Source organism: Brucella pseudogrignonensis (assembly GCF_031454375.1).
Taxonomy (GTDB): Bacteria; Pseudomonadota; Alphaproteobacteria; order Rhizobiales; family Rhizobiaceae; genus Brucella; species Brucella pseudogrignonensis_A.
In genome coordinates, this window is record NZ_JAVDQT010000001.1 from 12,274 (window position 1) to 35,868 (window position 23,595).

Below are 23,595 nucleotides of genomic sequence, written 5' to 3' on the forward strand. Positions count from 1 at the left end.
ATAAACTGGCAGGATAAGCGGCTGCCGTCTTTTTGGCCGGCAGTTGTCAGCCAAGTGATTAAGCGAAGGCAGGATATGGGTCAATCGCGTTATTGTGCGAAATAACTCAACGCAATTGCGCCAGATTAAGAATTTAACGCTGAAAATAATGCTAAGGCAACAAAACGCATTGAAATTGAAGGAGCAGGCAAGCATGAACCCGATGGAGAAGACTGGCTGGACGCCTTTCCCGAATTCTGAGGAAGCCGTTAAACAGGCGCGGACCGTGCCAAAGACCCCTCAGACTGAGGCTGACGCCTATCGGCTTGCCTTCATGGATGATGACTTCATGACGCGACGCGATATGCGTCCGATCCGGCTTCAGCTTGAGCTTTTGAAACCAGAACTGATCCTTGCCGATCGTGGTATCAAGTCAACCGTCGTTATGTTTGGTGGTGCACGTATTCCAGAGCCGGGCGGCGATGCTTGGGCGGCGAAAAACGAAGTTCAGAAAAAGAACCTTGAGGCTAATTCCCGCTATTATGAAGAAGCGCGCAAGTTTGCCCGTACCTGCTCTGAATATTCGGCGACGACCTATTATCGTGAGTTCATCGTGGTTACGGGCGGTGGTCCGGGCGTGATGGAGGCTGGTAATCGTGGTGCGGCTGATGTTGGTGCACCGACTATTGGCCTTAATATCGTGCTGCCGCATGAGCAGGCACCAAACGCTTATGTGACGCCTGATCTTTGCTTCAACTTTCATTACTTCGCGCTGCGCAAAATGCACTTCCTCATGCGCGCTAAGGCTATTTGCGTGTTCCCCGGCGGCTTCGGCACGATGGATGAGTTGTTTGAAGCCATGACGCTGATTCAGACCGACCGCATGGAACGCATGCCACTCATTCTGTTTGGCAAGGAGTTCTGGAGCAAGGCCATCAATATCGAGTTTCTGGCAGAACAGGGCACAATTTCGCCTGCGGATATTGAATTGCTGACCTTCGTCGACACAGCCGATGAGGCTTGGGACGAGATCAAGAGTTTCTATAAGCTTTGATCTCTTCGATCTGAGCTTCCAGCGCGCCCGGTTTGTTACGACCGGGCGTTTTCGTTTTCTGAATATTCGCGTGGACGGTGAACGAATGTCACCAGCACAACGGAAATAATCATGAGCAGATACCAAGAGCCAAGCTTGCTGAGAGAAACCAGTTCCCAGCCATTTCGCTGGTTTGGATAAAGCCAGACTTTAGACCATGTTCCAATATTCTCGGCAAACCAGATAAACAAAGATGTTAGCAGAAACGCAATCAACAGTGGCATCTTATGCCGAAAGCGAAACACGCGATAATGCATCGTTGTACGCCAGTAGAGCGCGAAGGTGGCTGCAAAAAGCACCCAGCGCATATCCCAGATGAAGTGGTGGGCGAAGAAATTGATATAGATCGCAGCCGCCAGCACGATCGTCGTCCAAAGCGGCGGATAAGTATTGAGCCTTATGTCGAAGATGCGATTGATACGCGCCATATAGGAGCCGACGGCTGCATACATGAAGCCGGAAAAGAGCGGTACACCGCCAATGCGGAAGAAGTTTTCCTCTGGATAAATCCACGAACCAGCATGGGTTTTGAATATTTCCATCGCTGTTCCGACGATATGGAAAATAACGATGACCTTGGCTTCTTCCCAAGCTTCCAGCTTGAAAACGAGCATACCAAGCTGAATCACAACGGCGGACAGAAACAGGAAATCGTAGCGGGTAATAAATCCCGCACCACCTTCTGGCCAGAACCAGCGTGTAAGGATGATGAGGCCTAGTATCGCGCCGCCAAACAGGCAGGCCCATGCCTGTTTTAATCCGAAAACCAGAAACTCAATCAGCGCATCGCTGATGCGATGACGTGGCAAGCTGTCGAGAAGGCGATGAGCCGCCTTATCAATACGTTTTTCAAGGCTGGTAAATTGCCTATCGGTCTGCATTTACGGTTTGCAGAAACTGCGTCAGATTGTCGGTGACGTAATCGACTTGATCGGTGAATGCGGGATCGCTCTCCCAAATCTCGGAGAATGTCGGCTCAAAATTATTCGGCACGACCAGCACGGTTTTCATGCCGAGTGTCTTTGGCACAACGAGATTGCGCGCCAGATCCTCGAACATCACAGCCTTTTGCGCATCAATTCCGAAAGCGCCGAGAAAACGATCATAAGTGACACGTTCAGGCTTTGGCGTTAGGCCAGCGGCAACAATGTCGAAAATATCATCGAAATCATCGAGAATGCCGAGCTGACGGGCGGCGCGCTCTGCATGACCGCGATCACCATTGGTGAAGATGAATCGACGACCGGGCAGGGCGCGGATTGCTGCTCCCAGTGCCGGATCGGGTGTCAGCCATGTGTAATCGATGTCATGGACGTGCTTGAGAAAATCGTCCGGGTCGATTTCGTGGCATTCCATCAGGCCTTTAAGCGTGGTGCCATATTCCAGATAAAACTGCTTTTGAATCTTGCGTGCTTCGTCGCGTGGCAGATTGAGCAGTTTTTCGACATAGTTCGTCATCCGCACGTCTATCTGCGAAAACAGATCGGCGGCGTGCGGATAGAGCGTGTTGTCGAGGTCAAATACCCAGTCGGTGACGTGAGCAAAGGCCGAGGCTTCGGGTTGATTAGTCATGTTGTTAAGGCACGATCAGTGTGCCAGCACCATGTTCTGTGAACAGTTCAAGCAGAACCGAATGCGGTGTCTTGCCGTTGAGAATGACAACGCCTTCAACGCCGCGACGGATTGCATCGATACAGGTTTCGACCTTTGGAATCATGCCGCCGGAGATCGTGCCGTCTTTAATGAGCGCCTGCGCATCGGCAACTGAGAGTTCCTTGATGAGGTTTTTGTCCTTGTCGAGAACACCGGGAACATCGGTAAGGAACAGAAGACGTGTTGCAGCCAGTGCGCCAGCAATAGCGCCTGCAAACGTATCGGCATTGATGTTGTAAGTGTGCCCATCACGACCCGGTGCCACAGGCGCAATAACCGGGATCATTTCGGAGCGCGCCAGCAGATCGAGAAGCGTGCGGTCAACTTCTGCCGGTTCGCCGACGAATCCGAGATCAAGCACTTTTTCGATGTTGGAATCAGGATCGATGACGGTCTTGTGCGCCTTACGCGCGAAAACCATGTTGCCGTCTTTGCCGCACAGACCGATAGCCCATTCGCCTTCGGCATTGATGAGGGCGACGATTTCCTTGTTGATGGAACCGGCCAAAACCATTTCCACCACTTCAACCGTCTTTTCGTCGGTGACGCGCAGGCCACCTTCAAAGCGTGATTCAATGCCAAGTTTGGTCAGCATCGCCTGAATCTGTGGGCCACCGCCATGCACAACGATTGGGTTGATGCCTGATTGCTTTAACAGCGCAATATCGCGGGCAAAGGCTTTGCCGAGTTCCGGGTTGCCCATGGCGTGACCGCCATATTTCACCACGACATTCTTATTCTCGTAGCGCTGCATATAGGGCAGGGCTGCGGAAAGGAGTTGCGCTTGCATTTCAGGATTTTCAAGAGTCGTCATCGCGGGCTCCATGGCTGGCGACAGGGCAAGAGAGGCAGGCTTTTCTAAGCAATATGCGCCGCTCTGTAAAACGGTTTTCCGTTTTTTGTTCGCGATTATTTGAACGGCTTGATCGCAACCACCGCATTAAAAGCCATGATGAAGCGCCAACAATCACTTTTTGAATGGAGCATTTCATGCAGCGAATAATTTTCACGGCGCTTATTTCTCTTGTAGGCTTAGGTGTCGCTCAGGCCGCCCCGACGACCGAGACCATTGTTATGGTCAGACATGGTGAAAAGCCGGAGCAGGGGCTGGGGCAGCTCAATTGCCGGGGGCTTAATCGCGCACTCAAATTGCCAGCCGTTGTAGAGGCAGAATTTGGTAAACCCGACGTTATTTTTGCGCCCAACCCTGCCGAGCTGAAGGAGGATAAAGGCGCTCACTATGCCTATAATCGACCGCTCGCAACCGTTGAACCAACGGCGATAAAGTTCGGCATGCCGGTTGATACAAGCTTTGGGTATCAGGACATAGCCAAGTTGCAGAATGCGCTCGAGAAGCCCGAATATAAAGATGCCACCGTTCTGGTCGGCTGGGAGCACAAGCAGATTGTGAAGCTGGCTCGAAATATTCTGAAGGCTGAGGGCGGTGACAAAACCACAGTTCCCAAGTGGGATGGCACTGATTTTGACAGCATCTATGTGGTGCGTATCACGCGTGATGGCTCGAAAACCACCACGCAATTTGAGCAGCTCAATCAGGGGCTAAACAACCAGTCGGATGTCTGCCCTAGCTGATTAGGGCCAGATGCCTATTCTTTTGCTACAAGCGCTATCGCAGCGCGCAATTCATCAAGGCCGAGGCCCTTTTCCGATGACGTCGTGATGATGCCGGGGAAACAGGCCGCACGCTTTTTCGTGAGCGCGTGGGTTTCTTCAAGCAAGCGTGGAATGCCAGCGGCTTTGATCTTGTCGATTTTGGTCAGCACGATCTGATAAGACACGGCGGCCTTGTCGAGCAGGTCGAGTACTTCGGCATCGTTTTTCTTGATGCCATGGCGCGAGTCGATGAGGAGATAGACGCGCTTCAATGTCGTGCGGCCACGCAGATAATCAAACACGAGGCGCGTCCATGCATCCACATGGGCCTTTGGTGCTTCGGCAAAGCCATAGCCCGGCATGTCGACGAGTGCGAGCGGCGGCAGATCACCATTCTCGCCGGAATAGCCATCGGGAACAAAGTAGTTGAGTTCCTGTGTGCGGCCCGGCGTGTTGGATGTACGCGCCAATGCCTTTTTGCCGACAATCGCATTGATCAGCGATGACTTGCCGACATTGGAACGTCCGGCAAAGGCAATCTCAACAGGGCCTTCCAGTGGAAGAAACTTCATGGAAGGCACGCCACGGATGAAGATCCACGACTTCTTGAACAGCAGGCGGCCTTCTTCGACCAAGGCTGCGTGCGCTGCGCGGGTCGCATCTGCTGCTAACTGGGCTGCTGCCAGCTTTTTATCCTGATCGCTCAATGTTGTCTTCCTGATCGTGTACTCTAAAGAATACACGCATCAAGGTTACGCGCTGCATTGTCAACCGCTGAGCATGATGCAGCACAAAAAAAGCCCCGCAGAGGCGGGGCTTTTTACGTTTTATTTCTTGGCCTCTTTCGGCTTTCGCTTGAAGAGGTCTTTCAGATTGTCAAACAATTCGATCTTGACGCCCTGACGCTTCATGATGAAGCCCTGCTGGAGGATCGACAGCGTGTTGTTCCATGCCCAGTAGATCACGAGACCGGCTGGGAAAGATGCCAGCATGAACGTGAAGATGATCGGCATCCATGTGAAGATCATCGCCTGTGTTGGATCCGGAGGCGTCGGGTTCATGCGCATTTGCAGGAACATGGTAATGCCCATGATGATTGGCCAGACGCCGATCATGAGGAACGCAGGCACTGCATATGGCAGAAGACCAAACAGGTTGAAGATGGATGTTGGATCTGGTGCCGCAAGGTCATGAATCCAGCCAAAGAACGGCGCATGACGCATTTCGATGGTGACGTAGAGAACCTTGTAGAGCGCGAAGAACACCGGAATCTGAACCAGAACTGGCCAGCAACCTGCAAGCGGGTTGATCTTTTCCTGCTTGTAAAGCTGCATCATTTCCTGCTGCTGCTTCATCTTATCATCCGCATATTTCTCGCGGATTTCCGTCATCTTTGGCTGCACGAGCTTCATGCGGGCCATCGACTTGTAAGACTTGTTAGCAAGCGGGAAGAACAGGCCCTTGAGCAGAACGGTGACAACCAGAATGGCCACGCCGAAGTTACCCGAGAACTTGTAGATCCAGTCGATGAGGTAGAACATCGGCTTGGTGATGAAGTAGAACCAACCCCAGTCGATCAGCAGTTCGAACTGCTTGATGCCGAGCTTTGTTTCGTAGTTCTGGATGTCCTGAACAACCTTCGCACCAGCGAACACGTGGTTCTTGATCGTCTGCGACTGGCCAGCATCGATGGTAACCGGAGCGCTCAGAAGATCAGACTGGTAGCGTGGGCGACCGTCGGTGAAGTGCGAGAAGCGAGCGGTAAACTTTTCAGCCTGTGGCGGAACGAGTGTTGCCGCCCAGTATTTGTCGGTGATGCCGACCCAACCGCCAGTGACGTCCTTGAACGAAATGTCCTTGTCGTCTTCGACCTTGGAATACTTGATTTCCTGCAAGCCGTCCTGACCCATGACGCCGATCAGACCTTCATGGAGAACGTAAGTCGCACTTGCATGCTCTGGCTGGTTGAAGCGGGTAACGCGGCCATAAGATGCAAGCGAGATTGGCGTGCCGGTGTTGTTGGTGATCGTGTCGTCAACGGCGAACATGTAAGCATCGTCAACCGAGATGACGCGCTTGAAAGTCACATTCTTGTCGTTGGTATAGGTCAGCGTAACAGGCGTCGATGAGGTGAGCTTGTTGTTGCCTTCAACCGTCCAGACGGTATTCGGGCCCGGAACCTGTCCGGTCGCGTCGTTGCCGGTAAAGCCGAGCTCTACGAAATAGCCCTGCTTGAGCGCCGATGGAGCAAGCAGCTCGATTTCAGGCGACTTGTCGTCAACGGTCTCATGATACTTCTTGAGATAGAGATCATCGAGGCGTGCGCCGGTCAGATTGATCGAACCGCGCAGCGATACGGTGTCAATGTCCACGCGCTGCGACTGAGCAACAGCGGCTTCGCGGGTCAGAGTGCCGCCTGCGGCTGCACCATCATGCTGGCCGGGAATTGCGCCGGACGTGCCAGGCATCTGTGGAGTATCGCCCTGAGCGCTGCCCTGACCACTTTGAGTGGCTTGCTGGGCCTGGCGCTGCTGTTCCTCAATGCGTGTCTGCTCCCGCTGGGCTTCCGTTTTCGGTCCCAGATAGAATACTTGCCACAGCGTTAATACGAGGATGGACAGGGCAATGGTTATGAAGAAATTACGATTATTTTCCATCGACGGGTCCTGATTCCGGTCTTTCCGTTCGGCGTTTCTTTTCGCCCCGCCGATCATCCTTGGCTTTAATGCGTTTGGAGAGTTCTGCGGTCAGTTGCGAAAAGGGCGCAGTAAGTGCTTGCTCGCGTGCTACGATGACATAGTCGGTCGAGAGCGCCATGTCACTCCCCACGTGACAACGAACCGCTTCTCGCAACCTGCGACGGATACGATTGCGTACAACTGCATTGCCGTTTTTCTTGGTGACAGTGAAGCCTGCGCGGGGCTTTTCGCCGATTTTGGCAGCCGCAGATTCTTCTTCTGTCCGTTCCCGGACTTCTAAAAGAAACAGTGGACCACGCCGTTTTTCACCATTCCTGACAGACAAAAACTCCGCTCTCTTGCGAAGGCGGAGTATTTGTTTCTGCTTTTTCATATCTTTAATCACCGCGCTGGTCGCGCGGGAAAAGATTAAGCGGAAAGCCGCTTGCGACCGCGCGAACGGCGAGCAGCAAGAACTTTACGACCGGCAGCAGTTGCCATACGTGCACGGAAGCCGTGGCGACGCTTGCGGACGAGATTGGATGGCTGGAAAGTACGCTTCATTTATTTAATACCGCGGTGTGCGGCCCTTCTTGGTTCTGTCTTTTCGACGAGCAGGTCGTGTCTGAAATCGATATTCACGTTTCAGGACCAAGCTCTATTGAACAGGAGCGAGTTCTTTTCCCATAAAGAAGGATAGCAAAAACCATCCATTGACCCTTATGGGCGAACGTGGAGCGGCTTATAGGGAAAGGGGTGCAAAGAGTCAATCGCCCGGCAATAATTCTCAATACTATATGCGTCTCAGCCATTGCCAAAGCGGGCGGGTGCTTTCATAAGAACCTGCACCATTTTTACAAGCGGATATATCCGCAGCAGTCATGAGAGGAGTTCACCATGAGCATCCGTCGTATCGAAGTCGGACCACGTATGAGCCAGGCCGTTGTTCACGGCAATACCGTTTATCTTGCTGGCCAGGTTGGTGAGCCAGGCGCAAGCGTAACCGATCAGACCAAGGCAGTTCTGGTTGAAGTTGATCGTCTGCTGGCCGCTGCCGGTTCTGACAAGTCGAAGATCCTTCAGGCGATCATCTGGCTTGCAGACATGAAAGACTTTGCAGAAATGAATGCAGTCTGGGACAGCTGGGTCGATAAGGCCAACACACCAGCACGCGCGACCGGTGAAGCAGCACTTGCAACACCTGACTACAAAGTCGAAATCATCATCACTGCTGCAATCTAATTGATCTCAGTTGCTGATTTGAAACCCCGCGCAAGCGGGGTTTTTTTATTGGCGAATGCGCTCCGAATAGCCTTCGCGATCCCCTGCCTGTGCTTTCGCATCAATAGATGCACGCTGGCGGGCTTCTTCGGTAGTGCCGTCAACGTTCTTGAGCCATCCATGATCATGGAGGTAGCCGGGCAGATAGCCGGAAAGCAGAATGCGGTAATCGAACGGGATGCCCGGATCGAGAAACCGCGCCATCTGGAAGATAATGGTCGTGCAGTTGGTCGTCACTGTGTTGTAGAATTTGGCCTTTTGAGCGAGCTGGTTGCCTTCTTCAACATAAGACAGAAATAGTTCTCTCGCCGCTGCTGGCGGAAGATCGATTTCATACCGATAGACATCTTCTTTGCGGACATTGGTGCGCAGGAAAATAATGTCGCTTTCTTCGGCTGCGATCATGGCCAGTTCAAACTCACGAAAGAAACCGCCAATTGCCGAGTAGCTTTCGTGATGCTCTTTACGAATTTCGCCAGAGAACACAACATGACGCCCATCTTCAAAGCCGAACGACAGCAATGTGTGGGCAATGGCCGGACCCGTCCAGTAGGACAGATAAAGGTCTACCGACGTTATCTTGTCGATATTATAGGTTTCATCTTTCCAGACAGGTGTGAAGTCGTTGACGGTGCGCCAGTCGAAATCACGCACATTATAGAGCGTAACCTGATTGCCTTCTACTTTGCCCGTCACGGTGCGGGCGACTTCGGGTGCCCAGATTCGGTCGAGTGAAGGGCGGATCGTTGCCCACCAGCCAAGGAAGATCAGCGCAAGCAGACAGAAAAACAGACGCTTGCGGCGGCAATAGAACTGGCGTTCACCAGCAATGACCCAAAGCGAGATCGCCAGCCACGCAACAATGATTGAGCCGCGCATAGCATTGCCAAAGGGCAGCTGAAACCACATTGCAAAGCTGGACCAGATTGCAAAGAGTATAACGAATAAGACGAAGACGAACTTGGCCGTGAAGCGGACGGGTTTGGATTTCAAGATAGATGACATGGATATCCCGTATTCGCTTGCCGTCTCAATTATCAATGACGGGGCGATACTGGCATGATTTGCAGTTCAATGTCATCGCTTATCCTGTGGGAAAGCAGATTTATCTGATAGATTAGAGTTTATTTAAACAAAGCTGCTGCAACTTATTTCTTTAATATTAGTGCAGCTTCACGTGAGCGCTTTGTTTGTTTGCCTGTCTTCCAAAATGGACGCGCCACGCGCCACAGCAAAAGCATTGTGACAATCCCGGCGTAAATAACGGGCTCGGCGGGCCAACTTTTGACTGACATCAAAAAGTGAATCGCACCGCCTGCAATGGCAATATAGACCAGCTTGTGCAGCGTAACCCATCGCCGTCCAAGCTTTCGGATAGACCAGTTGTTCGAGGTAAGCGCCAAAGGCACCAGCAGCACGAGGCTGATCATGCCGATGGTAATGAATGGTCGTTTCACAATATCGGCGATGACGGACGAAATATTCAGCGCCTGATCCAGCACCATGTAGACCGTGAAATGCATCAGCACATAATAGAAGGCTAAAAGGCCAAGCGCACGGCGATAACGCAGCAGGCTTATGCCGGTGCCATCACGGATTGGTGTGACCAATAGGGTCAGAATTAGAAACCGCAGTGCCCATAGTCCAAGCGTATGCTCGAAGCTTTTGATCGGGTCAGCGCCCAGCTGGTCGGTTGCGGCAAGATAAAAAGTCCACACAGCGGGGATCAGTCCGAGAACATAGAGACCCCAGATTTTCAGACCATTAACGCGTGCTGAGCGGGATTTGGCGACCATGTCAGTAGTTTTTCCGCAAATCCATGCCCGCATAAAGCGATGCCACTTCTTCGCCATAGCCGTTGAACGGTAAGGTCGGGCGACGGCTGGCGCTAAAGAAGCTACCTTCGCCAATTCTGCGTTCGGTAGCCTGTGACCAGCGTGGATGATCGACGTCCGGGTTCACATTGGCATAGAAGCCATATTCATTCGCTGCCTGTTGCTGCCATGATGTCGGCGGTTGTTTTTCCACGAAGCTGATCTTCGTGATCGACTTGATACCTTTGAAGCCATATTTCCACGGCACAACAAGACGGATAGGCGCGCCATTGGCGTTTGGTAATGTCTCACCATAGAGACCGACCGATAGAAGAGTCAGCGGGTGCATGGCTTCATCAAGGCGTAGACCTTCGACATAGGGCCAGTTCAGCGCCTGAAACAGACCCTTCTGGCCAGGCATTTCTTCAGGGCGCACAACGCCTGTGAATGCAATATATTTGGCTGAACCGAGTGGCTCGACTTGCGCGAGCAGGCTCGCCAGCGGAAAGCCGATCCACGGAATGACCATCGACCATGCTTCGACGCAACGCATACGATAGATGCGTTCTTCAAGCGGCATCTTGGCGATCAGCTCCTGCATGTCGAATTCTTTTGGCTGTTTGACCAGCCCATCGACTTTCAGACGCCATGGCAACGGTTTGAAATTTCCTGAATTGGCGGCAGGGTCGCTCTTGTCAGTGCCGAACTCATAGAAATTATTATAGGTGGTGACTGACTCCTTTGGCGTGAGTTTCTCATCAACCTTATAGGCCGAAGCGGCTGCCTTCAGTGGATCGGCAAAAGCGCCAGAAGCAAAGCCCGTCGCAGCGATTGCGCCAGCGCCGATGAGAAATTCACGTCGACGCAGATAAAGGCTTTTAGGCGTCACATCGCCTGAATTGAGGCGGGCAGATGAAAAACGGCCAGGCTTGAAGCTGCTCATATCGAAATTTTCTCCGCCAGAATAATTTTTTATAGTTAGGGCAGTTTTCGCTCTAAACACGTCAAAAGAATGATTTTTTTGCCACCCAATTATGCCTCACGCGATGTTGATAGGCAAAATAAGTGTAACAGTAATGTGACAGATTGTAATCTTCCGTGTTTTCGTCACATTCTTGCTAAATCTCTGTTGTTAAGAGCACCGCGTAAATTGAATTGGCACGGGTCTTAATGGGATCCGGGGGGCTGCCTTAAAACCTTCGTTAACATATAAGTGGCAAGTTGAGCTTATGGTAAAGAAGACGTTTATAGCCGCCATAATGATGGCGCTCGCAGCAACAACCACCACTGCTTTCGCAGAGGGTGAGCTCATGCCTGTCAAGGTTGTGAGTAAGTCACAAGGCATGGTGCTAAACGGCATTTCCGCTTCTATGAAAGATGAAACTGGCACTCCCCGGCTGGGTGAGGGCGTAACAATGCGTGACAAGAAAATGGATGTTGAAACGACGCCGGAACAGAATTTCTCGCGCAGCAAGCGGTTCATCTATCGTTTTTATAAGCCTGAAAACGCCTCCAATGAAGTGATTGTTCTGCTGCACGGTTCAGGTGGTAATGAAGCCAGCCTCGTTCCTATGGCATCAAAAATCTGGCCACGTGCTACGCTTCTCGGCGTCCGTGGTCGCGTGCTGCAGGATGGTGGCACGCGCTGGTATAAGCGCATAACACCCGTTAAGTTTGACCAGAAAGATGTAAAACTCGAAGCCAATGCGTTTGTGACCTTCCTCACACGCCTTGCTGATGAGAAAGATCTTGATCTGCCACATGCGACATTCGTTGGTTATTCGAATGGCGCAAATCTGCTGGCAGCAACCATGATGCTGCACCCTGATTTGGTGAAGCGTGCTGTGTTAATGCGCTCAATGCCGGTTCTGGATAATGTATCGGTTGCCAATCTCGGCAAGACACGCGTTCTGACGATTACCGGGCAGGAAGATAAGCTTTATTCGCCTTTCGCCCCGGCTCTTTCAGCGCTGCTGCGCGCTGGTGGCGCAAAGGTTGATGCCCGCATGATTGAGGCAGATCACATGCTTGGTGACAAGGACGCGTCGGCTATCAGCCAATGGGTGGCATCCCTTGGTCCCGATGGTGGTCCAACGGTCACGATGAAAGCGAAGTAATAAAAAAGGCCCCGTTTGGGGCCTTTTTTTATTTGACTATGTTTGTCAGGTGGTTGTCATATCGATGACGCCACAGTCGCCCGTTTCAGAGCCGAAGGCGAGACGTGTTCCGTGATCGTCCCAGCCCATGCTGGTGATTGCATCCTTGCCGGGGCGGCGCAGAAGAACTTCCTTCTGGTCTTCAAAGCGCACGAGAAGCACCATGCCGTCATTATAACCAATGGCGGTGATATCTTCGACTGGGTGGCAGGCGACGGACGTAACCATGCTGTCGCCGCGAAGCCCCAGTTCCAGCGGTGCCTTGCCCATCGGGCCGTCTTTGCCAGCAAATGGCCAGACAATTGCCGCCGGTGCGCCAGAGGTTGCAAGCCACTTGGCTTTCGCGCTCCAAGACCAATCCTTAACCTTGGCCGGATAGCCGGTCATGCGCATGTGCTTGCTGTCTTCCAATCGCCATCCATGCAGCGCATTTTCCTGCATCGATGTGATCAGGAAACGGCCATCGGGCGAGAAGATCGCACCGATATGCGCGCCTTTCCATTCCAGCTCCACAGGTTTTGCTTCAGTGCCTGTCCAGATCAGCGTTGCGCCATTATAGCGCGCAATTGCCAGACGCTGGCCTTTTGGCGCAAAGGCAATGCCTTCAACGCTGCGTTCTTGCGGATATTCCTGCACTTTGCCGTTTGATGTGCGCACCCATGCCGAGCGGCTCGAGGCGAAAGCAACAGTCCCGCTTGGGCCGCTCGCGATCGCCGTCATCCATTTGCGTGGAACTTTGGCAAGCTCTGTGACCGTGCCATCCGATGCAGTTTGGCAGACGCGTCCATCCTCGCCGCCGGTGAGCAGCGACTTGCCGTCAAAAGACAGCGTTGCACTCAGCAAACCGTCATGCGCCTCGCTGGTCTGGTGGCCGTTATCCAGCCGATGGATGGTTCCATCGGCCAGAGCAAAGAAGGGAACGCCTTTGATAAAACGGGCGTAAAGGCAATGACCGTCAAGGTCGAGTGGGGCAACTGTAGGCATCAGTGTCCAATTTTACTTTGCTAATCTTACTGGGCTTGGCAGTTCTCAAAGCCAGCTTTGAGTTCAGCCGCATCCAGTTCACGTCCGATGAAGACCAGACGGCTTTCATGCTTTTCTTCTGGTTTCCATGCGCGCTGGTGATCACCTTCGATGATCATGTGCACGCCCTGAACCACGTAACGGTCCGGGTCGTCCTTAAACGCAATGATGCCTTTGAGGCGCAGAATATTTGGACCCTGTGTCTGGGTGATATTCTGAATCCATGGGAAGAATTTTGCCGGGTCAACTTCACCCAAACGAAGCGAAACCGAAGTTACAGTCACATCATGGATCGGCGATGCGTGGTCATGATGATGGTGGTCGTGCCCATGTTCATGCCCGTGATCGTGTTTGTGATCATGCCCATGGTCATGGTTGCAGTCCGGGCCGCAGGTATGTTCATGATCGTGGTGGTGATGATGATCGTGCCCATGATGATGGTGATGATCATGTCCATGGTCGTGATCACAATCAGGGCCGCAAACGTGATCCGGGTGATCATGGTCGAGGAAGTGCGGATCGTTTTCCAGCGCGCGCTTCAAGTCAAAGGCACCGCGATCAAGCACGCGGTCAAGCGGGATCGAAGAACGTTCGGTGCGATGAATGACTGCATGCGGGTTGATCGCACGAACAGTGGCTTCAACAGCTGCCAGTTCTTCTGGTGTTACAAGATCGGTCTTGTTGATCAGAACGACGTCAGCAAATGCGATCTGGTCTTCGGCTTCGCGGCTGTCTTTCAGGCGCAGCGGAAGGTGCTTGGCATCGACAAGTGCCACAACGGCATCGAGAACCGTTTTTGCGCGCACATCGTCATCCATGAAGAATGTCTGCGCGACAGGAACCGGATCGGCAAGACCGGTGGTTTCGACGATAATCGCATCAAAACGACCCGGGCGGCGCATCAGGCCCTGCACAACGCGAATCAAATCGCCGCGCACGGTGCAGCAAATGCAGCCATTGTTCATTTCGTAGATTTCTTCGTCCGACTCGACGATCAGATCATTGTCGATGCCGATCTCGCCAAATTCGTTGACGATAACCGCATAACGCTTGCCGTGATTTTCGGTAAGAATGCGGTTGAGAAGCGTGGTTTTACCCGAGCCCAGATATCCGGTCAGAACGGTAACGGGAATGCGGGCTGCTTCTGTGGTCAACTTGTCCTCAGTTTGGGCTTCAGCCTGGCTCATTGTTCATGCCTCTTGCGTTGCTGCCTTTTTACGGTCGCGCAAATGCGCACCAGTAAGGCTTCAGATCGGGTATTTCATATAAGGGAAGGTATCCGGGAATGCTATATGCAATGCTATATTATAACATCCACTCCAATCACGTTCTCGCCAACACTTCCGGCGTAAAGCGTGCAAGGTCAAACTGATCCACATCCTGCAAGAGTTCGATGAAGCCTGCAACCGCATGGCCTAGGATTTTCTCGCCCGCTTCGGCAGTTGCAGAACTGGCATTTCCTGCAACGCCTTGTACGTTGAGATCGTGCATTTTCCAGCCAAAAGCATGCGGGCCATAGGCGCGCAAATGTTTGAACTCTTTTGCGAAGTCGGATTGTTTGCTTAAAAAGTTTTGAGCCTTTGACATGTCGACCAGATCGGGCCGCAGTGCCAGCATCACTGATGTTTCAATGAAACCGCCATGAATATCGAGCGCTTTGTCTTCTGGTGCAATTAGTCCTTCTGGCAGGCCGAACCGTGTCCAGCTTGTGGCAACAGCCAGCATATCAAGGCGGGTGCGCAGCTCGGTTGCAACGATTGTCATCAGCGGTGAATTGCCACCATGGGCATTGAGCATGACGAGCTTACGGATGCCGCCTGCATGGAGATTTTCGCCGATACCAATCCATTGATTGACCGCTTCCGAAAAGGCGAGGCTTTGCGTGCCTTCGACATCCATATGTTCAATGGAATAGCCGACTGGCTGTGCGGGCAGGAAGTTGACGTTCAGATTAGCGGGGAGTGCTTCGTTGACACGCGCGACAATGCCTTCAGCAATGATTGTATCTGTTTCAAAGGGCAGGTGAGGACCATGCTGTTCGTGAGCGCCAAGTGGCAGGACGACAATCATGTCGCTGTTCTGGTCGCGCAGGTCGGTCATGTTTTTCTCCGTGCTGAATATTCTTAAACTATCGGGCATCAGCCTAATGTTGATCGATTAAAACAGCAACCATTGGTCAGATTCCGACATTTGCGTTTCGCATGTGTCAAAGACGTGCAATGTTAGCCGCGAAATTTTATTTGCTGCGGCAAAGTTACTTTGCAGCTGCAATGTTTACCTTAACATGTTGCAGGTGCTTGCGGCTTCATATGTCAGACAATATCTTACTATAGATTGCACTTTATTAGTCGGATGACCAAGGGTGAGGTGGCGATGAGCAAGGACAACAAGGCAGTGATGCTCTACCGGATGCAATCGGTAGCACGGCTCACACGGACAGTGCTTGCCACACGTCTTCTCGAATTGGGGCTTTATGCCGGTCAGGATGCAGTAATGCTGCAACTGGCATCCGAAGATGGTTTGCCGCCCGGTGTTCTGGCGCAACGTCTCGGTGTGCGTCCGCCGACCATCACGAAAACCATTACACGGCTGCAAAGTCAGGGTTTTGTCGTCAAGCGGGCGTCTGAGACCGATCAGCGCCAGTCGCATGTCTATCTGACGCCGCAGGGCATCGAGGCCATCAAGATCATCGAGAAGTCGATTAAAAAGACTGAAAAAGACATGCTCAAAGGTCTTGATAAGAAAGAGCGCAAGGCTTTTCTCAAGATGCTTGGCCGCATGGAAAACAACCTCAATGCACGCGGTGCTGTGCGCTTGCCCGACGAGTTGGACAAGGAAGTTGTTGATGATGATGATGTGGAATGAGTGTAAGGCCATAAAGCCGCGCTGAAAAAACTTTCAATTCAATGATTGCAATGGCATAACCAATTGAAATGGGATGTCCGCTTCTCTCTTTGAAATGATCTGAAGCGATTCCCGTTGTGATTGATGCAAGATCATTTCGGGGAGGCGACTTGGCTCAGAAAATCAAGCTATCGACCATCGCAGATGCGCTTGGTGTTTCGACGGCCACCGTTTCGCTGGCATTGCGCGACAGCCCGCTTGTTGCCGACCAAACCCGTGAGAAAATCAAAGAGCATGCCCGCGCCATTGGTTATATTTATAACCGTCGTGCTGCGAGCTTGCGCACTTCACGCTCCGGCATTGTCGGTGTTGTGGTTCATGACATTATGAACCCGTTCTTTGCCGAAATTCTGCGCTCCATCGAAACCGAACTGGATCGCTCGCGCCAGACCTTCATTCTATCCAACCATTATGACCAGTTGGAAAAGCAGCGCACCTTTATGGATACACTGCTGCAACTCGGTGCAGATGGTGTGATTATGTCACCAGCAATTGGCACGCCACCTGAAGATATTCAGTTGGCGGAAGACAATGGTTTGCCTGTTGTGCTGATTGCGCGTGATGTGGATGGCGTTCATGCGCCTGTTTTCCGTGGTGACGATGCTTACGGTATTGGCCTTGCCACCAATCATCTGATTTCACTTGGTCATACGCGCATTGCGATGATCGGTGGTACCGATCAAACCTCGACAGGTCGTGATCGTTATCAGGGCTATTTGCAGGCGATGCAGAAGGCCGGACTGGAAGTGAAGCCGGAATGGCGTATTGCAGGTCCGCGTACCAAGCAGGCTGGTTTTGAAGTAGCGCCACAGTTTTTGGCGCTCAAAGATAAGCCCACAGCAGCGGTATGCTGGAACGATCTTTCTGCCATTGGTTTGATGAATGGTATCGCCCGCGCTGGTCTTGTGCCGGGCGAAGATATTTCCGTGACTGGTTATGACGATCTGGAAGAAGCAGCGATTGCGACGCCAGCATTGACGACTGTCTGGAACGGGCAGCGGGAGGTGGGTCGCCGTGCGGCTCGCGCGCTACTTGATCAATTAAATGGTGTGGAGGTTTCGCATGATCAGGAACTGATCAAGCCGGAACTTCACATCCGGCAATCTACATCGAAGCCTAAAAACCTCTGAACTTTTCTTCAATAAGCGAGCCATTTGCCTGGCTCGCTTTATTTTTGCATGAACATAAGGAAGCTGGCATGACCCAACGTGAAGCGACCATTCTGGTGCTCGGTAATTTTAACGAATATGCCGTGCAGCGGCTGTCGGGTGAGTTCAAGGTCAAACGCATTCCCAAGGGTGATGCTGCGCTGGTTGAAGCAAGCTGGGCTGGTGATGTTAAAGGCATTGCGAGCATGTCGACGGTAAATGCTGGCCTGATTGATGCGCTGCCGAATCTTGAAATCATCGGTAATTTCGGCGTTGGTTATGATGCGGTGGATGCGAAACACGCGGCCACCAAGAGCGTCATGGTCACAAATACGCCTGATGTGCTGACTGACGAAGTGGCCGATACGACCATTGGTCTGCTGATCGATACGGTTCGCGAATTGTCTAAATCGCAGGAGTTTTTACGCTCAGGTGATTGGGTCAAGCAGGGCCGTTATCCGCTCTCAAAACTGTCGCTGCGAGGTCGTAAGGTCGGTATTTTCGGCCTTGGACGTATTGGTAAAGCCGTCGCCCATCGCGTCGAAGCATTTGGCCTGCCGATTTCCTATCACAATCGCCGCAAGTCTGATGATGTCAGCTATGCCTATTATCCAAGCCTGCTTGAATTGGCGAAGGCGGTTGATACGCTTATTCTCGTAGCACCCGGTGGTGCTGAAACTGAGAAGGCGGTCAATGCGGAAGTTCTGAACGCACTTGGCTCGGAAGGTGTTCTCATCAATATTGGCCGTGGCTCGGTCGTGGATGAAGCGGCACTTGCAGAGGCGCTGAAGAACGGCACGATTGCCGCTGCTGGCCTTGATGTTTTTGCCAATGAACCGAACGTGCCGCAGGCGCTTCTTGATGCGCCGAACACGGTGCTGTTGCCGCATATCGGCTCGGCATCCGAAAAAACCCGTCAGGGCATGGCCGATCTTGTGATCGACAATCTGATTTCATGGTTCGACAAGGGCGAAGCACTGACGCCCGTGCCGGAAACGGCTAATCTGAAGAAAGCCTGATAATATAGAGCGCCGATCTGATTGGATCAGATCGGCGCTCTAGACGTTTATTTCAACGCACATCTTATCCGAAAACCGTTTCACCCGTTTCGGGATTCGCCTTAAGCGGTGCGCTGTACCTTGTGTGCGCGCACAGCTTCACCGAATGCTTCAAAAATCTTGCGTGATGGTGCGTCCGTCTGAACCCAATATTCTGGGTGCCACTGAACGCCAACCACAAAGCCCTTTGCATTTTTGACAGAGACGGCTTCAATCGTGCCGTCCTCTGCGATTGCTTCAACCGCCAGGACTGGTGCCAGCTTGTCGATTGCCTGACGGTGAACGGAATTGACCTTCACGCTGTCGGACTTGAGAATCTCGGCAAGGCATGAATCAGGTGCAATTTTGATTGGATGCTGGATTGCAAAGCGCTCTTCCTGAGTGGCGGCTTCTGGCGCACGATGATCCATTCGACCTTCCAGCTCCTGAATTTCGGTCGCCAATGTGCCACCCAGAGCCACGTTCAACTCCTGAATGCCGCGGCAGATGGCCAGAACCGGCACGCCTTTTTCAATCGCGGCACGGATCAACGGCAACGACGTGGCGTCACGCGCATTATCATATGGCTCGAAAGCCGCACTTTGTTCGACGCCATAAAGCTCTGGATTGACGTTGGATTTCGCGCCAGTCACCAGCAGACCATCTACGCCATTTAGAATGGCCTCAATATCGATCTTGTCGCCAAAGCTTGGAACGAGAAGCGGCGTGACTTCTGCAACATCAATCGCTGCCGCAAGATATTGTTCAGGAGCTGAGTGCCAGACGTAGTTTTCGAACGGCTTTACATCGGTGGGGACGGCGATGAGCGGGCGAGGATGTTTTGACATAGTCGAGAGGATTCCAGCGGAGGCTTCTGATTTCGCCATATTTAATGCGCCGAGGAGCGCTGCGCAATCTGCGAATCAATGGGCAATTTGTTGGAGAATGGATCGGACGTGCAAAAAAAACGTCAAACCCTACTTAGTGCGTAGGAGCGGTCTAAAAAATCTATCGAGCAATTCTTACGGATTGCATGTGGGGTGCGCTGGTGTGTGTGAAATTGACTGATACAATCAAGGGTGGTTTTTTCTCATGGATCGAATGGCGCCCAATAACTACTCAGTATTTTTCTTCGTCTGAAAGTTTCACCAAATTAGGGCTTGTAACTAAGGATTCGAGAGATTTTAGCGATAAACGCCGGCGTCGCTAAAAATGAAGCGTTTCTTCTGTTAGAATATGCTGACTTTTTTGAATAGTCTGAACAAGCAGAAATAAATCCTCAGAGTTGTATTACTGCTTAAGTGCCTAAGCGCTGTATTTATCTATATGGATGACAGAATACAGCTGCTGATTGTTACGATGACAGCTTGTGGTTTAGTTCTGCGAAAGGTATTTTTAAGTGATTAGTGGCATAGTAGCCCTTATGAAAGGGGTACGATTAAACAGATGTGGCGAAGCCTTCAACCTGATATGCCCACCGATGTGCGGCTATCTTTTTTGCGATCGCTTTATGGCAATCGAACAACGTTATGGTTTGGCTTGCTCGCCCATGTTGTGGCGTGTGTTGTAATTTATGTAAAAACAGCGGACTGGCGTTTTCTCGGTTTTGCTGGTTTTTTTACGATTGTCGCCATCGGTCGCCTTTATGACATGCACAAATTTGACCAGGCAAAGCTTGGCAACCTTTCTCATGAAGATCTGGACAAATGGGAAGCGCGCTACCTGGTTGGAGCTTCTCTGGTTTGCGCAACACTCGGTATGTTGTGCTTTTTTTCAAGCTATATTTTACGAGACTCCTTCGCAGAGCTTGCCAGCCTGACGATCCTGCTTGCCTCTGTGGTATCGATTGTTGGGCGCAATTATGCTTCGGCGAAAGCTGTGATACTGATGTCAGCATGTACTTTGCTGCCGGTACTTGCAGGCCTTATTCTTGCGGGGACTCCCTTTCACGTTGTGATTGGTTTGCTGCTGATCCCGTATTTTTTGTCCAATATTCAGATGGCGAATGGACTGCGCGAGTTTCTGTTTGCGGCAGTCATGGGCAAGAGGCGCTTATCCGTCGTCGCCAGCCGTTTTGATGCTGCTCTTAATAATATGCCGCAAGGCTTGCTTATGTTTGATGCTCAGCAGCGTATTGCTGTTATCAATCATAAAACTAAGGCACTGCTGAAAATTGCAGAGCACACGAAGCTACGGGGACGCAAGCTAGAGGTTTTGCTGCGTTACTGTTTTCGCCAGGGATTATTTCCACATAACGATCTTAAAAATATCAGTCTGCGTATGCACGACCTTCTAGCAGGTCGTAAGTCGCGCGATATTTTTCAACTTGCTGATAGCCGCTATATTGAGTGTGTTTCAAATCAGACATCAAATGCTGGCGTTGTGCTGATGTTTGAAGATGTGACGCTGCGCGTTGAATCGGAAGTGCGCATTCAGCATATGGCGCGCTTTGACGGATTAACCGGGCTTCCTAATCGAAACTATTTTGAAACGATGGTCCGGTCGCTGCTGGCACACAAAGATAAAGACACGCTGGCCGCGTTGATCGTTATCGATATCAACCATTTCAAGCATGTAAACGACACGCTGGGACATCACGTCGGAGATATGTTTCTCAGGCTTTTTGCTGATCGCTTAAACTCGCTTGATCCGCAGCGCTATGTCGCGTCCCGCTTTGGTGGCGATGAATTCGTCGTTTTTGTTTTTGACCTGAACAGTGAAGATGAAGTTGATCCGGTGATGGAGCATATTGTCTCCATTACAAGCGGTACTTATGATCTGGAAGGTGATCAGGTTCACATCGAAATCAGCGCGGGTATTGCCACTGAAAGCGTTGAAAAATGTGATATTGCCAGCATGCATATGAACGCTGACCTCGCGCTTTATGAAGCAAAGAGCGAAGAGGGCAGGCAGTGGGCGCTGTTTGTTGGTGCGATGGACACCAAATATCGCGGACGTCAGAAGTTAAAAGCTGATCTGAGACAAGCGATTGCGAATGGTGAGATTAAGGTCGTTTATCAGCCGATAGTCAGTGCGCAATCATTGCGCGTGGTTGCTTATGAAGCGCTCGCACGTTGGAATCATGCAGAACTTGGTCCGATCTCACCTGCTGAGTTTATTCCCCTTGCTGAAGAAATTGGAATTATTTCGCAGATTACGAGTTTTATGCTCGATCAGGCATGTCAAGATTGCATGTCGTGGGGTGATCGCGTTGGGGTTTCAGTCAATCTGTCTGCAATCGATCTGAAAAATAGCGATATTACCCGGGTTATCGCGAATGCCTTGCAAAAATCGAGGCTTCCTGCGCGGCAGTTGGAAGTGGAAGTAACCGAAAGCGCGATTATTGCCGACCGCAACCAGACCTCGCTTGTTTTGCAGCGTCTTAAAAATGCAGGCATCAATATCGCGCTTGATGATTTTGGAACAGGATATTCCAGCCTCAGCTATCTGAACAGCCTTCCTTTGACAAAGGTTAAGGTTGATCGTTCTTTTGTGCAGGATATTACCACAGATCGGCGCTCTCTCATGCTGTTACGTGGCGTGACGCAGCTCTCGCATGAGTTGGGCCTAGCCGTTACAGTCGAGGGTGTGGAAACGGAGGAGCAACTGGCGTTGATCCGTGTTGCCGCCGGTGCCGATCTGGTGCAGGGCTATCTCATGGGCAAGCCAATGCCAGCGGATGAAATCCGTTCATCAACTGCGAAAGCTATTGTCCATCACGACACGGGTCGTGTGGCCTAAGTCGGTTCGACTTACAAAATATCTTTGCAAATGCTCTGTCCTGTTACTTTTTATAATTTTTTAAAAATGCACCCCGCAATATATAGTGACTTTCAGCAACCATAGAAGAATGATGATATAAGCGTGTCATTTTCTGAACACGTCTGAATCTGATAGATACTCGTTATTCTTTTTATTTATAAGAGTGGGAACATGAGGCGTTATTTTCGCTATTTATTATATATGTTGATTTTTGTAATTGTCTTGTCGGCTGGAGGAGCTGCGATTTTCTGGAAAAAAATCCACGAATATTGGGCAGTATATCAGTATGCGCAGACGTTTAAGCCTGATGTGATCGACGCTAATTTTCGCAATCTTTATAAGCACTATAGTTCAGTTCAGGTGGCGCATCCGGCGGATGTAAGTACGTTGCCAGTCACCGAGAGGCCTTTACCTGAAACCTATAATTATAAGGGTGAAGCGCGTGATCTTAACGCGTTTCTCAAGAGGACAGACACCACCGGCTTTATCGTTCTCAAAGACGGTAACATCATTCATGAGGAGTATGCCCGCGGCAATACTCAAGCCACGCAATCGATTGCGATGTCTCTGTCAAAGTCTTTTGTTTCGTTTTTGATTGGTAATGCTGTTGCTGATGGCAAAATCAAGCTCGATGAAACTGTTGATCAATATGCCCCCGTGCTCGCGCAGGGTGGTTATAAAGGCGTTACGGTAAAAAACGTGCTCCAGATGTCATCAGGCATTGGATTTAACGAAAACTATGGTGATTTAAATTCAGATATCGTCAGATACATCATTCAGATATTGACGGGCTCGGTGATTGACTTCACCGCGCATCTTAAAAATGAGCGCCCGCAAGGAACGGTCAATCAATATGTCTCAGCGGATACGCAGGTGCTGGGGATGGTGTTGGAAGGTGCCACGGGTGTTCCTCTTCAGAAATATTTCGAAAAGCGGCTTTGGTCGAAGCTCGGAGCTGAAGCAGATGCCTACTGGCTGACTGATTCAACGGGTGAAGTCGTTGCCGCTGGTGGTTTGAATGCTGTTCTTCGTGATTTTGCGCGCTTCGGTCTGGTTTATATGAACGAGGGGCGGAATTATCGCGGTGAGCAAATTGTGCCGACCCAGTGGGTGCATGATTCAGTCACCCCAGATGCTCCCCATCTGATGCCTGGTCGTCCTATGCCCGATGGAAAAGTCGCCTATGGTTACGGTTATCAGTGGTGGATACCAGCCGAGCCGCAGGGCGATTTCGTCGGTGTTGGCATTTATGGCCAGTTTATCTACGTCAATCCGCTCAAGCATGTGGTGATTGTCAAAACGTCAGCCTATGCAAATTACAACGTGGATGGTGCTGCGGTGAAGGATGAAACAATCCATATGTTTCAGTCGCTGGCCAACGAGTTGGAATAGTTCGAATTGCTATTTGGGATGGCCGCTTGTGCGGCCATTTCTCATTTATACAACTGCCGGT

Annotated in this window: 23 protein-coding genes; 9 read left to right on the plus strand and 14 right to left on the minus strand. The window is 51.3% G+C overall.

From position 1 onward, the window contains the following. Positions 1–193 precede the first annotated feature (193 nt). Positions 194–1,033, plus strand: a complete 840-nt coding sequence (locus J2782_RS00085; protein WP_310009581.1) for an LOG family protein — start codon at positions 194–196, stop codon at positions 1,031–1,033. A gap of 35 nt (positions 1,034–1,068) precedes the next feature. Here J2782_RS00085 and J2782_RS00090 read toward each other — a convergent pair whose 3' ends face one another. Genes J2782_RS00090 through argB form a run of 3 tightly spaced genes read right to left on the minus strand, consistent with a single transcriptional unit; the run spans position 1,069 to position 3,539 of the window. Continuing rightward, entirely contained in the window at positions 1,069–1,953 is an 885-nt protein-coding gene (locus J2782_RS00090) for a DUF817 domain-containing protein (RefSeq protein ID WP_310009583.1), read from the minus strand. After that, positions 1,940–2,644, minus strand: a complete 705-nt coding sequence (locus J2782_RS00095; RefSeq protein ID WP_310009584.1) for a pyrimidine 5'-nucleotidase — start codon at positions 2,642–2,644, stop codon at positions 1,940–1,942. The genes J2782_RS00090 and J2782_RS00095 overlap by 14 nt, the downstream gene beginning before the upstream one ends. A 4-nt stretch (positions 2,645–2,648) precedes the next feature. Further along, complete coding sequence (gene argB / locus J2782_RS00100) at positions 2,649–3,539, minus strand: acetylglutamate kinase (RefSeq protein ID WP_094505418.1); 891 nt, start codon at positions 3,537–3,539, stop codon at positions 2,649–2,651. A gap of 176 nt (positions 3,540–3,715) precedes the next feature. On the opposite strand from argB, the gene J2782_RS00105 reads away from it, so the two are divergent. After that, a complete protein-coding gene (locus tag J2782_RS00105; RefSeq protein WP_310009585.1) occupies positions 3,716–4,318 on the plus strand; it encodes a hypothetical protein in 603 nt (200 codons plus the stop codon). A 14-nt stretch (positions 4,319–4,332) separates the two neighbouring features. On the opposite strand, the gene yihA is transcribed toward J2782_RS00105, so the two are convergent. From yihA to rpmH, 4 genes are all read right to left on the minus strand, one after another. Further along, on the minus strand, positions 4,333–5,046 hold the full coding sequence (gene yihA, locus J2782_RS00110) for a ribosome biogenesis GTP-binding protein YihA/YsxC (RefSeq protein WP_250038625.1): 714 nt from the start codon (positions 5,044–5,046) through the stop codon (positions 4,333–4,335). 120 nt (positions 5,047–5,166) lie between these two features. After that, the gene (gene yidC / locus J2782_RS00115; protein ID WP_310009586.1) at positions 5,167–6,996 is read right to left on the minus strand and encodes a membrane protein insertase YidC; all 1,830 of its coding nucleotides are present in this window, start codon (positions 6,994–6,996) and stop codon (positions 5,167–5,169) included. Next, positions 6,986–7,411 carry a ribonuclease P protein component gene (gene rnpA / locus J2782_RS00120; RefSeq protein WP_250038627.1) on the minus strand — a complete coding sequence of 142 codons (426 nt, stop codon included), beginning with the start codon at positions 7,409–7,411 and terminating at the stop codon, positions 6,986–6,988. Before rnpA ends, yidC begins: the two co-directional genes overlap by 11 nt. A gap of 35 nt (positions 7,412–7,446) precedes the next feature. Beyond that, entirely contained in the window at positions 7,447–7,581 is a 135-nt protein-coding gene (rpmH, locus tag J2782_RS00125) for a 50S ribosomal protein L34 (protein ID WP_094505388.1), read from the minus strand. A gap of 333 nt (positions 7,582–7,914) precedes the next feature. On the opposite strand from rpmH, the gene J2782_RS00130 reads away from it, so the two are divergent. Further along, positions 7,915–8,259, plus strand: a complete 345-nt coding sequence (locus tag J2782_RS00130; RefSeq protein ID WP_310009588.1) for a RidA family protein — start codon at positions 7,915–7,917, stop codon at positions 8,257–8,259. 45 nt (positions 8,260–8,304) lie between these two features. On the opposite strand, the gene J2782_RS00135 is transcribed toward J2782_RS00130, so the two are convergent. From J2782_RS00135 to msrP, 3 genes are all read right to left on the minus strand, one after another. Then, entirely contained in the window at positions 8,305–9,303 is a 999-nt protein-coding gene (locus tag J2782_RS00135; protein ID WP_310009590.1) for an Lnb N-terminal periplasmic domain-containing protein, read from the minus strand. Between the two features lie 143 nt (positions 9,304–9,446). Next, positions 9,447–10,094, minus strand: coding sequence for a protein-methionine-sulfoxide reductase heme-binding subunit MsrQ (gene msrQ, locus J2782_RS00140; protein WP_310009591.1), 648 nt, complete (start codon positions 10,092–10,094; stop codon positions 9,447–9,449). Position 10,095: 1 nt separating this feature from the next. Next, entirely contained in the window at positions 10,096–11,055 is a 960-nt protein-coding gene (gene msrP / locus J2782_RS00145; protein ID WP_310009593.1) for a protein-methionine-sulfoxide reductase catalytic subunit MsrP, read from the minus strand. Between the two features lie 316 nt (positions 11,056–11,371). Here msrP and J2782_RS00150 point away from each other — a divergent pair, with 316 nt between their 5' ends. Further along, positions 11,372–12,229: an alpha/beta hydrolase gene (locus J2782_RS00150; RefSeq protein ID WP_404989597.1), complete on the plus strand. Its 858-nt coding sequence runs from the start codon at positions 11,372–11,374 to the stop codon at positions 12,227–12,229. A 45-nt stretch (positions 12,230–12,274) separates the two neighbouring features. On the opposite strand, the gene J2782_RS00155 is transcribed toward J2782_RS00150, so the two are convergent. The 3 genes from J2782_RS00155 to J2782_RS00165 all read right to left on the minus strand — a co-directional run bounded on the left by J2782_RS00155 (position 12,275) and on the right by J2782_RS00165 (position 15,391). Beyond that, a complete protein-coding gene (locus tag J2782_RS00155) occupies positions 12,275–13,252 on the minus strand; it encodes a WD40 repeat domain-containing protein (protein WP_310009595.1) in 978 nt (325 codons plus the stop codon). A 26-nt stretch (positions 13,253–13,278) separates the two neighbouring features. Beyond that, positions 13,279–14,478: a CobW family GTP-binding protein gene (locus J2782_RS00160; protein WP_310009596.1), complete on the minus strand. Its 1,200-nt coding sequence runs from the start codon at positions 14,476–14,478 to the stop codon at positions 13,279–13,281. Positions 14,479–14,614: 136 nt separating this feature from the next. Next, entirely contained in the window at positions 14,615–15,391 is a 777-nt protein-coding gene (locus J2782_RS00165) for a creatininase family protein (protein WP_310009597.1), read from the minus strand. 273 nt (positions 15,392–15,664) lie between these two features. Between J2782_RS00165 and J2782_RS00170 the strand changes: the two genes are divergently transcribed. The 3 genes from J2782_RS00170 (at position 15,665) to J2782_RS00180 (ending at position 18,362) form a co-directional block, all read left to right on the plus strand. Further along, positions 15,665–16,156: a MarR family winged helix-turn-helix transcriptional regulator gene (locus J2782_RS00170; protein ID WP_310009599.1), complete on the plus strand. Its 492-nt coding sequence runs from the start codon at positions 15,665–15,667 to the stop codon at positions 16,154–16,156. Positions 16,157–16,305: 149 nt separating this feature from the next. Beyond that, the gene (locus J2782_RS00175; RefSeq protein ID WP_250038635.1) at positions 16,306–17,325 is read left to right on the plus strand and encodes a LacI family DNA-binding transcriptional regulator; all 1,020 of its coding nucleotides are present in this window, start codon (positions 16,306–16,308) and stop codon (positions 17,323–17,325) included. A gap of 68 nt (positions 17,326–17,393) precedes the next feature. Then, positions 17,394–18,362, plus strand: coding sequence for a 2-hydroxyacid dehydrogenase (locus J2782_RS00180; RefSeq protein WP_310009600.1), 969 nt, complete (start codon positions 17,394–17,396; stop codon positions 18,360–18,362). 101 nt (positions 18,363–18,463) lie between these two features. Here the strand turns inward: J2782_RS00180 and J2782_RS00185 are convergent, their stop codons facing one another. After that, positions 18,464–19,228: a gamma-glutamyl-gamma-aminobutyrate hydrolase family protein gene (locus tag J2782_RS00185; protein ID WP_310009601.1), complete on the minus strand. Its 765-nt coding sequence runs from the start codon at positions 19,226–19,228 to the stop codon at positions 18,464–18,466. Positions 19,229–19,826: 598 nt separating this feature from the next. Between J2782_RS00185 and J2782_RS00190 the strand changes: the two genes are divergently transcribed. Together J2782_RS00190 and J2782_RS00195 are read left to right on the plus strand one after the other, a co-directional pair. Next, positions 19,827–22,121 carry a putative bifunctional diguanylate cyclase/phosphodiesterase gene (locus tag J2782_RS00190; protein WP_310009602.1) on the plus strand — a complete coding sequence of 765 codons (2,295 nt, stop codon included), beginning with the start codon at positions 19,827–19,829 and terminating at the stop codon, positions 22,119–22,121. 192 nt (positions 22,122–22,313) lie between these two features. Further along, complete coding sequence (locus J2782_RS00195) at positions 22,314–23,534, plus strand: serine hydrolase domain-containing protein (RefSeq protein WP_310009604.1); 1,221 nt, start codon at positions 22,314–22,316, stop codon at positions 23,532–23,534. The last annotated feature ends 61 nt before the right edge of the window (positions 23,535–23,595 follow it).

What these genes read in the sequence shown, in the direction of transcription:
- J2782_RS00085 (WP_310009581.1), top strand. Translation starts at nt 194, where the DNA reads ATGAACCCGATGGAGAAGACTGGCTGGACGCCTTTCCCGAATTCTGAG.
- J2782_RS00090 (WP_310009583.1), bottom strand. Translation starts at nt 1,953, where the DNA reads ATGCAGACCGATAGGCAATTTACCAGCCTTGAAAAACGTATTGATAAG.
- J2782_RS00095 (WP_310009584.1), bottom strand. Translation starts at nt 2,644, where the DNA reads ATGACTAATCAACCCGAAGCCTCGGCCTTTGCTCACGTCACCGACTGG.
- argB (WP_094505418.1), bottom strand. Translation starts at nt 3,539, where the DNA reads ATGACGACTCTTGAAAATCCTGAAATGCAAGCGCAACTCCTTTCCGCA.
- J2782_RS00105 (WP_310009585.1), top strand. Translation starts at nt 3,716, where the DNA reads ATGCAGCGAATAATTTTCACGGCGCTTATTTCTCTTGTAGGCTTAGGT.
- yidC (WP_310009586.1), bottom strand. Translation starts at nt 6,996, where the DNA reads ATGGAAAATAATCGTAATTTCTTCATAACCATTGCCCTGTCCATCCTC.
- rnpA (WP_250038627.1), bottom strand. Translation starts at nt 7,411, where the DNA reads ATGAAAAAGCAGAAACAAATACTCCGCCTTCGCAAGAGAGCGGAGTTT.
- rpmH (WP_094505388.1), bottom strand. Translation starts at nt 7,581, where the DNA reads ATGAAGCGTACTTTCCAGCCATCCAATCTCGTCCGCAAGCGTCGCCAC.
- J2782_RS00130 (WP_310009588.1), top strand. Translation starts at nt 7,915, where the DNA reads ATGAGCATCCGTCGTATCGAAGTCGGACCACGTATGAGCCAGGCCGTT.
- J2782_RS00135 (WP_310009590.1), bottom strand. Translation starts at nt 9,303, where the DNA reads ATGTCATCTATCTTGAAATCCAAACCCGTCCGCTTCACGGCCAAGTTC.
- msrQ (WP_310009591.1), bottom strand. Translation starts at nt 10,094, where the DNA reads ATGGTCGCCAAATCCCGCTCAGCACGCGTTAATGGTCTGAAAATCTGG.
- msrP (WP_310009593.1), bottom strand. Translation starts at nt 11,055, where the DNA reads ATGAGCAGCTTCAAGCCTGGCCGTTTTTCATCTGCCCGCCTCAATTCA.
- J2782_RS00150 (WP_404989597.1), top strand. Translation starts at nt 11,372, where the DNA reads ATGATGGCGCTCGCAGCAACAACCACCACTGCTTTCGCAGAGGGTGAG.
- J2782_RS00155 (WP_310009595.1), bottom strand. Translation starts at nt 13,252, where the DNA reads ATGCCTACAGTTGCCCCACTCGACCTTGACGGTCATTGCCTTTACGCC.
- J2782_RS00160 (WP_310009596.1), bottom strand. Translation starts at nt 14,478, where the DNA reads ATGAGCCAGGCTGAAGCCCAAACTGAGGACAAGTTGACCACAGAAGCA.
- J2782_RS00165 (WP_310009597.1), bottom strand. Translation starts at nt 15,391, where the DNA reads ATGACCGACCTGCGCGACCAGAACAGCGACATGATTGTCGTCCTGCCA.
- J2782_RS00170 (WP_310009599.1), top strand. Translation starts at nt 15,665, where the DNA reads ATGAGCAAGGACAACAAGGCAGTGATGCTCTACCGGATGCAATCGGTA.
- J2782_RS00180 (WP_310009600.1), top strand. Translation starts at nt 17,394, where the DNA reads ATGACCCAACGTGAAGCGACCATTCTGGTGCTCGGTAATTTTAACGAA.
- J2782_RS00185 (WP_310009601.1), bottom strand. Translation starts at nt 19,228, where the DNA reads ATGTCAAAACATCCTCGCCCGCTCATCGCCGTCCCCACCGATGTAAAG.
- J2782_RS00190 (WP_310009602.1), top strand. Translation starts at nt 19,827, where the DNA reads ATGTGGCGAAGCCTTCAACCTGATATGCCCACCGATGTGCGGCTATCT.
- J2782_RS00195 (WP_310009604.1), top strand. Translation starts at nt 22,314, where the DNA reads ATGAGGCGTTATTTTCGCTATTTATTATATATGTTGATTTTTGTAATT.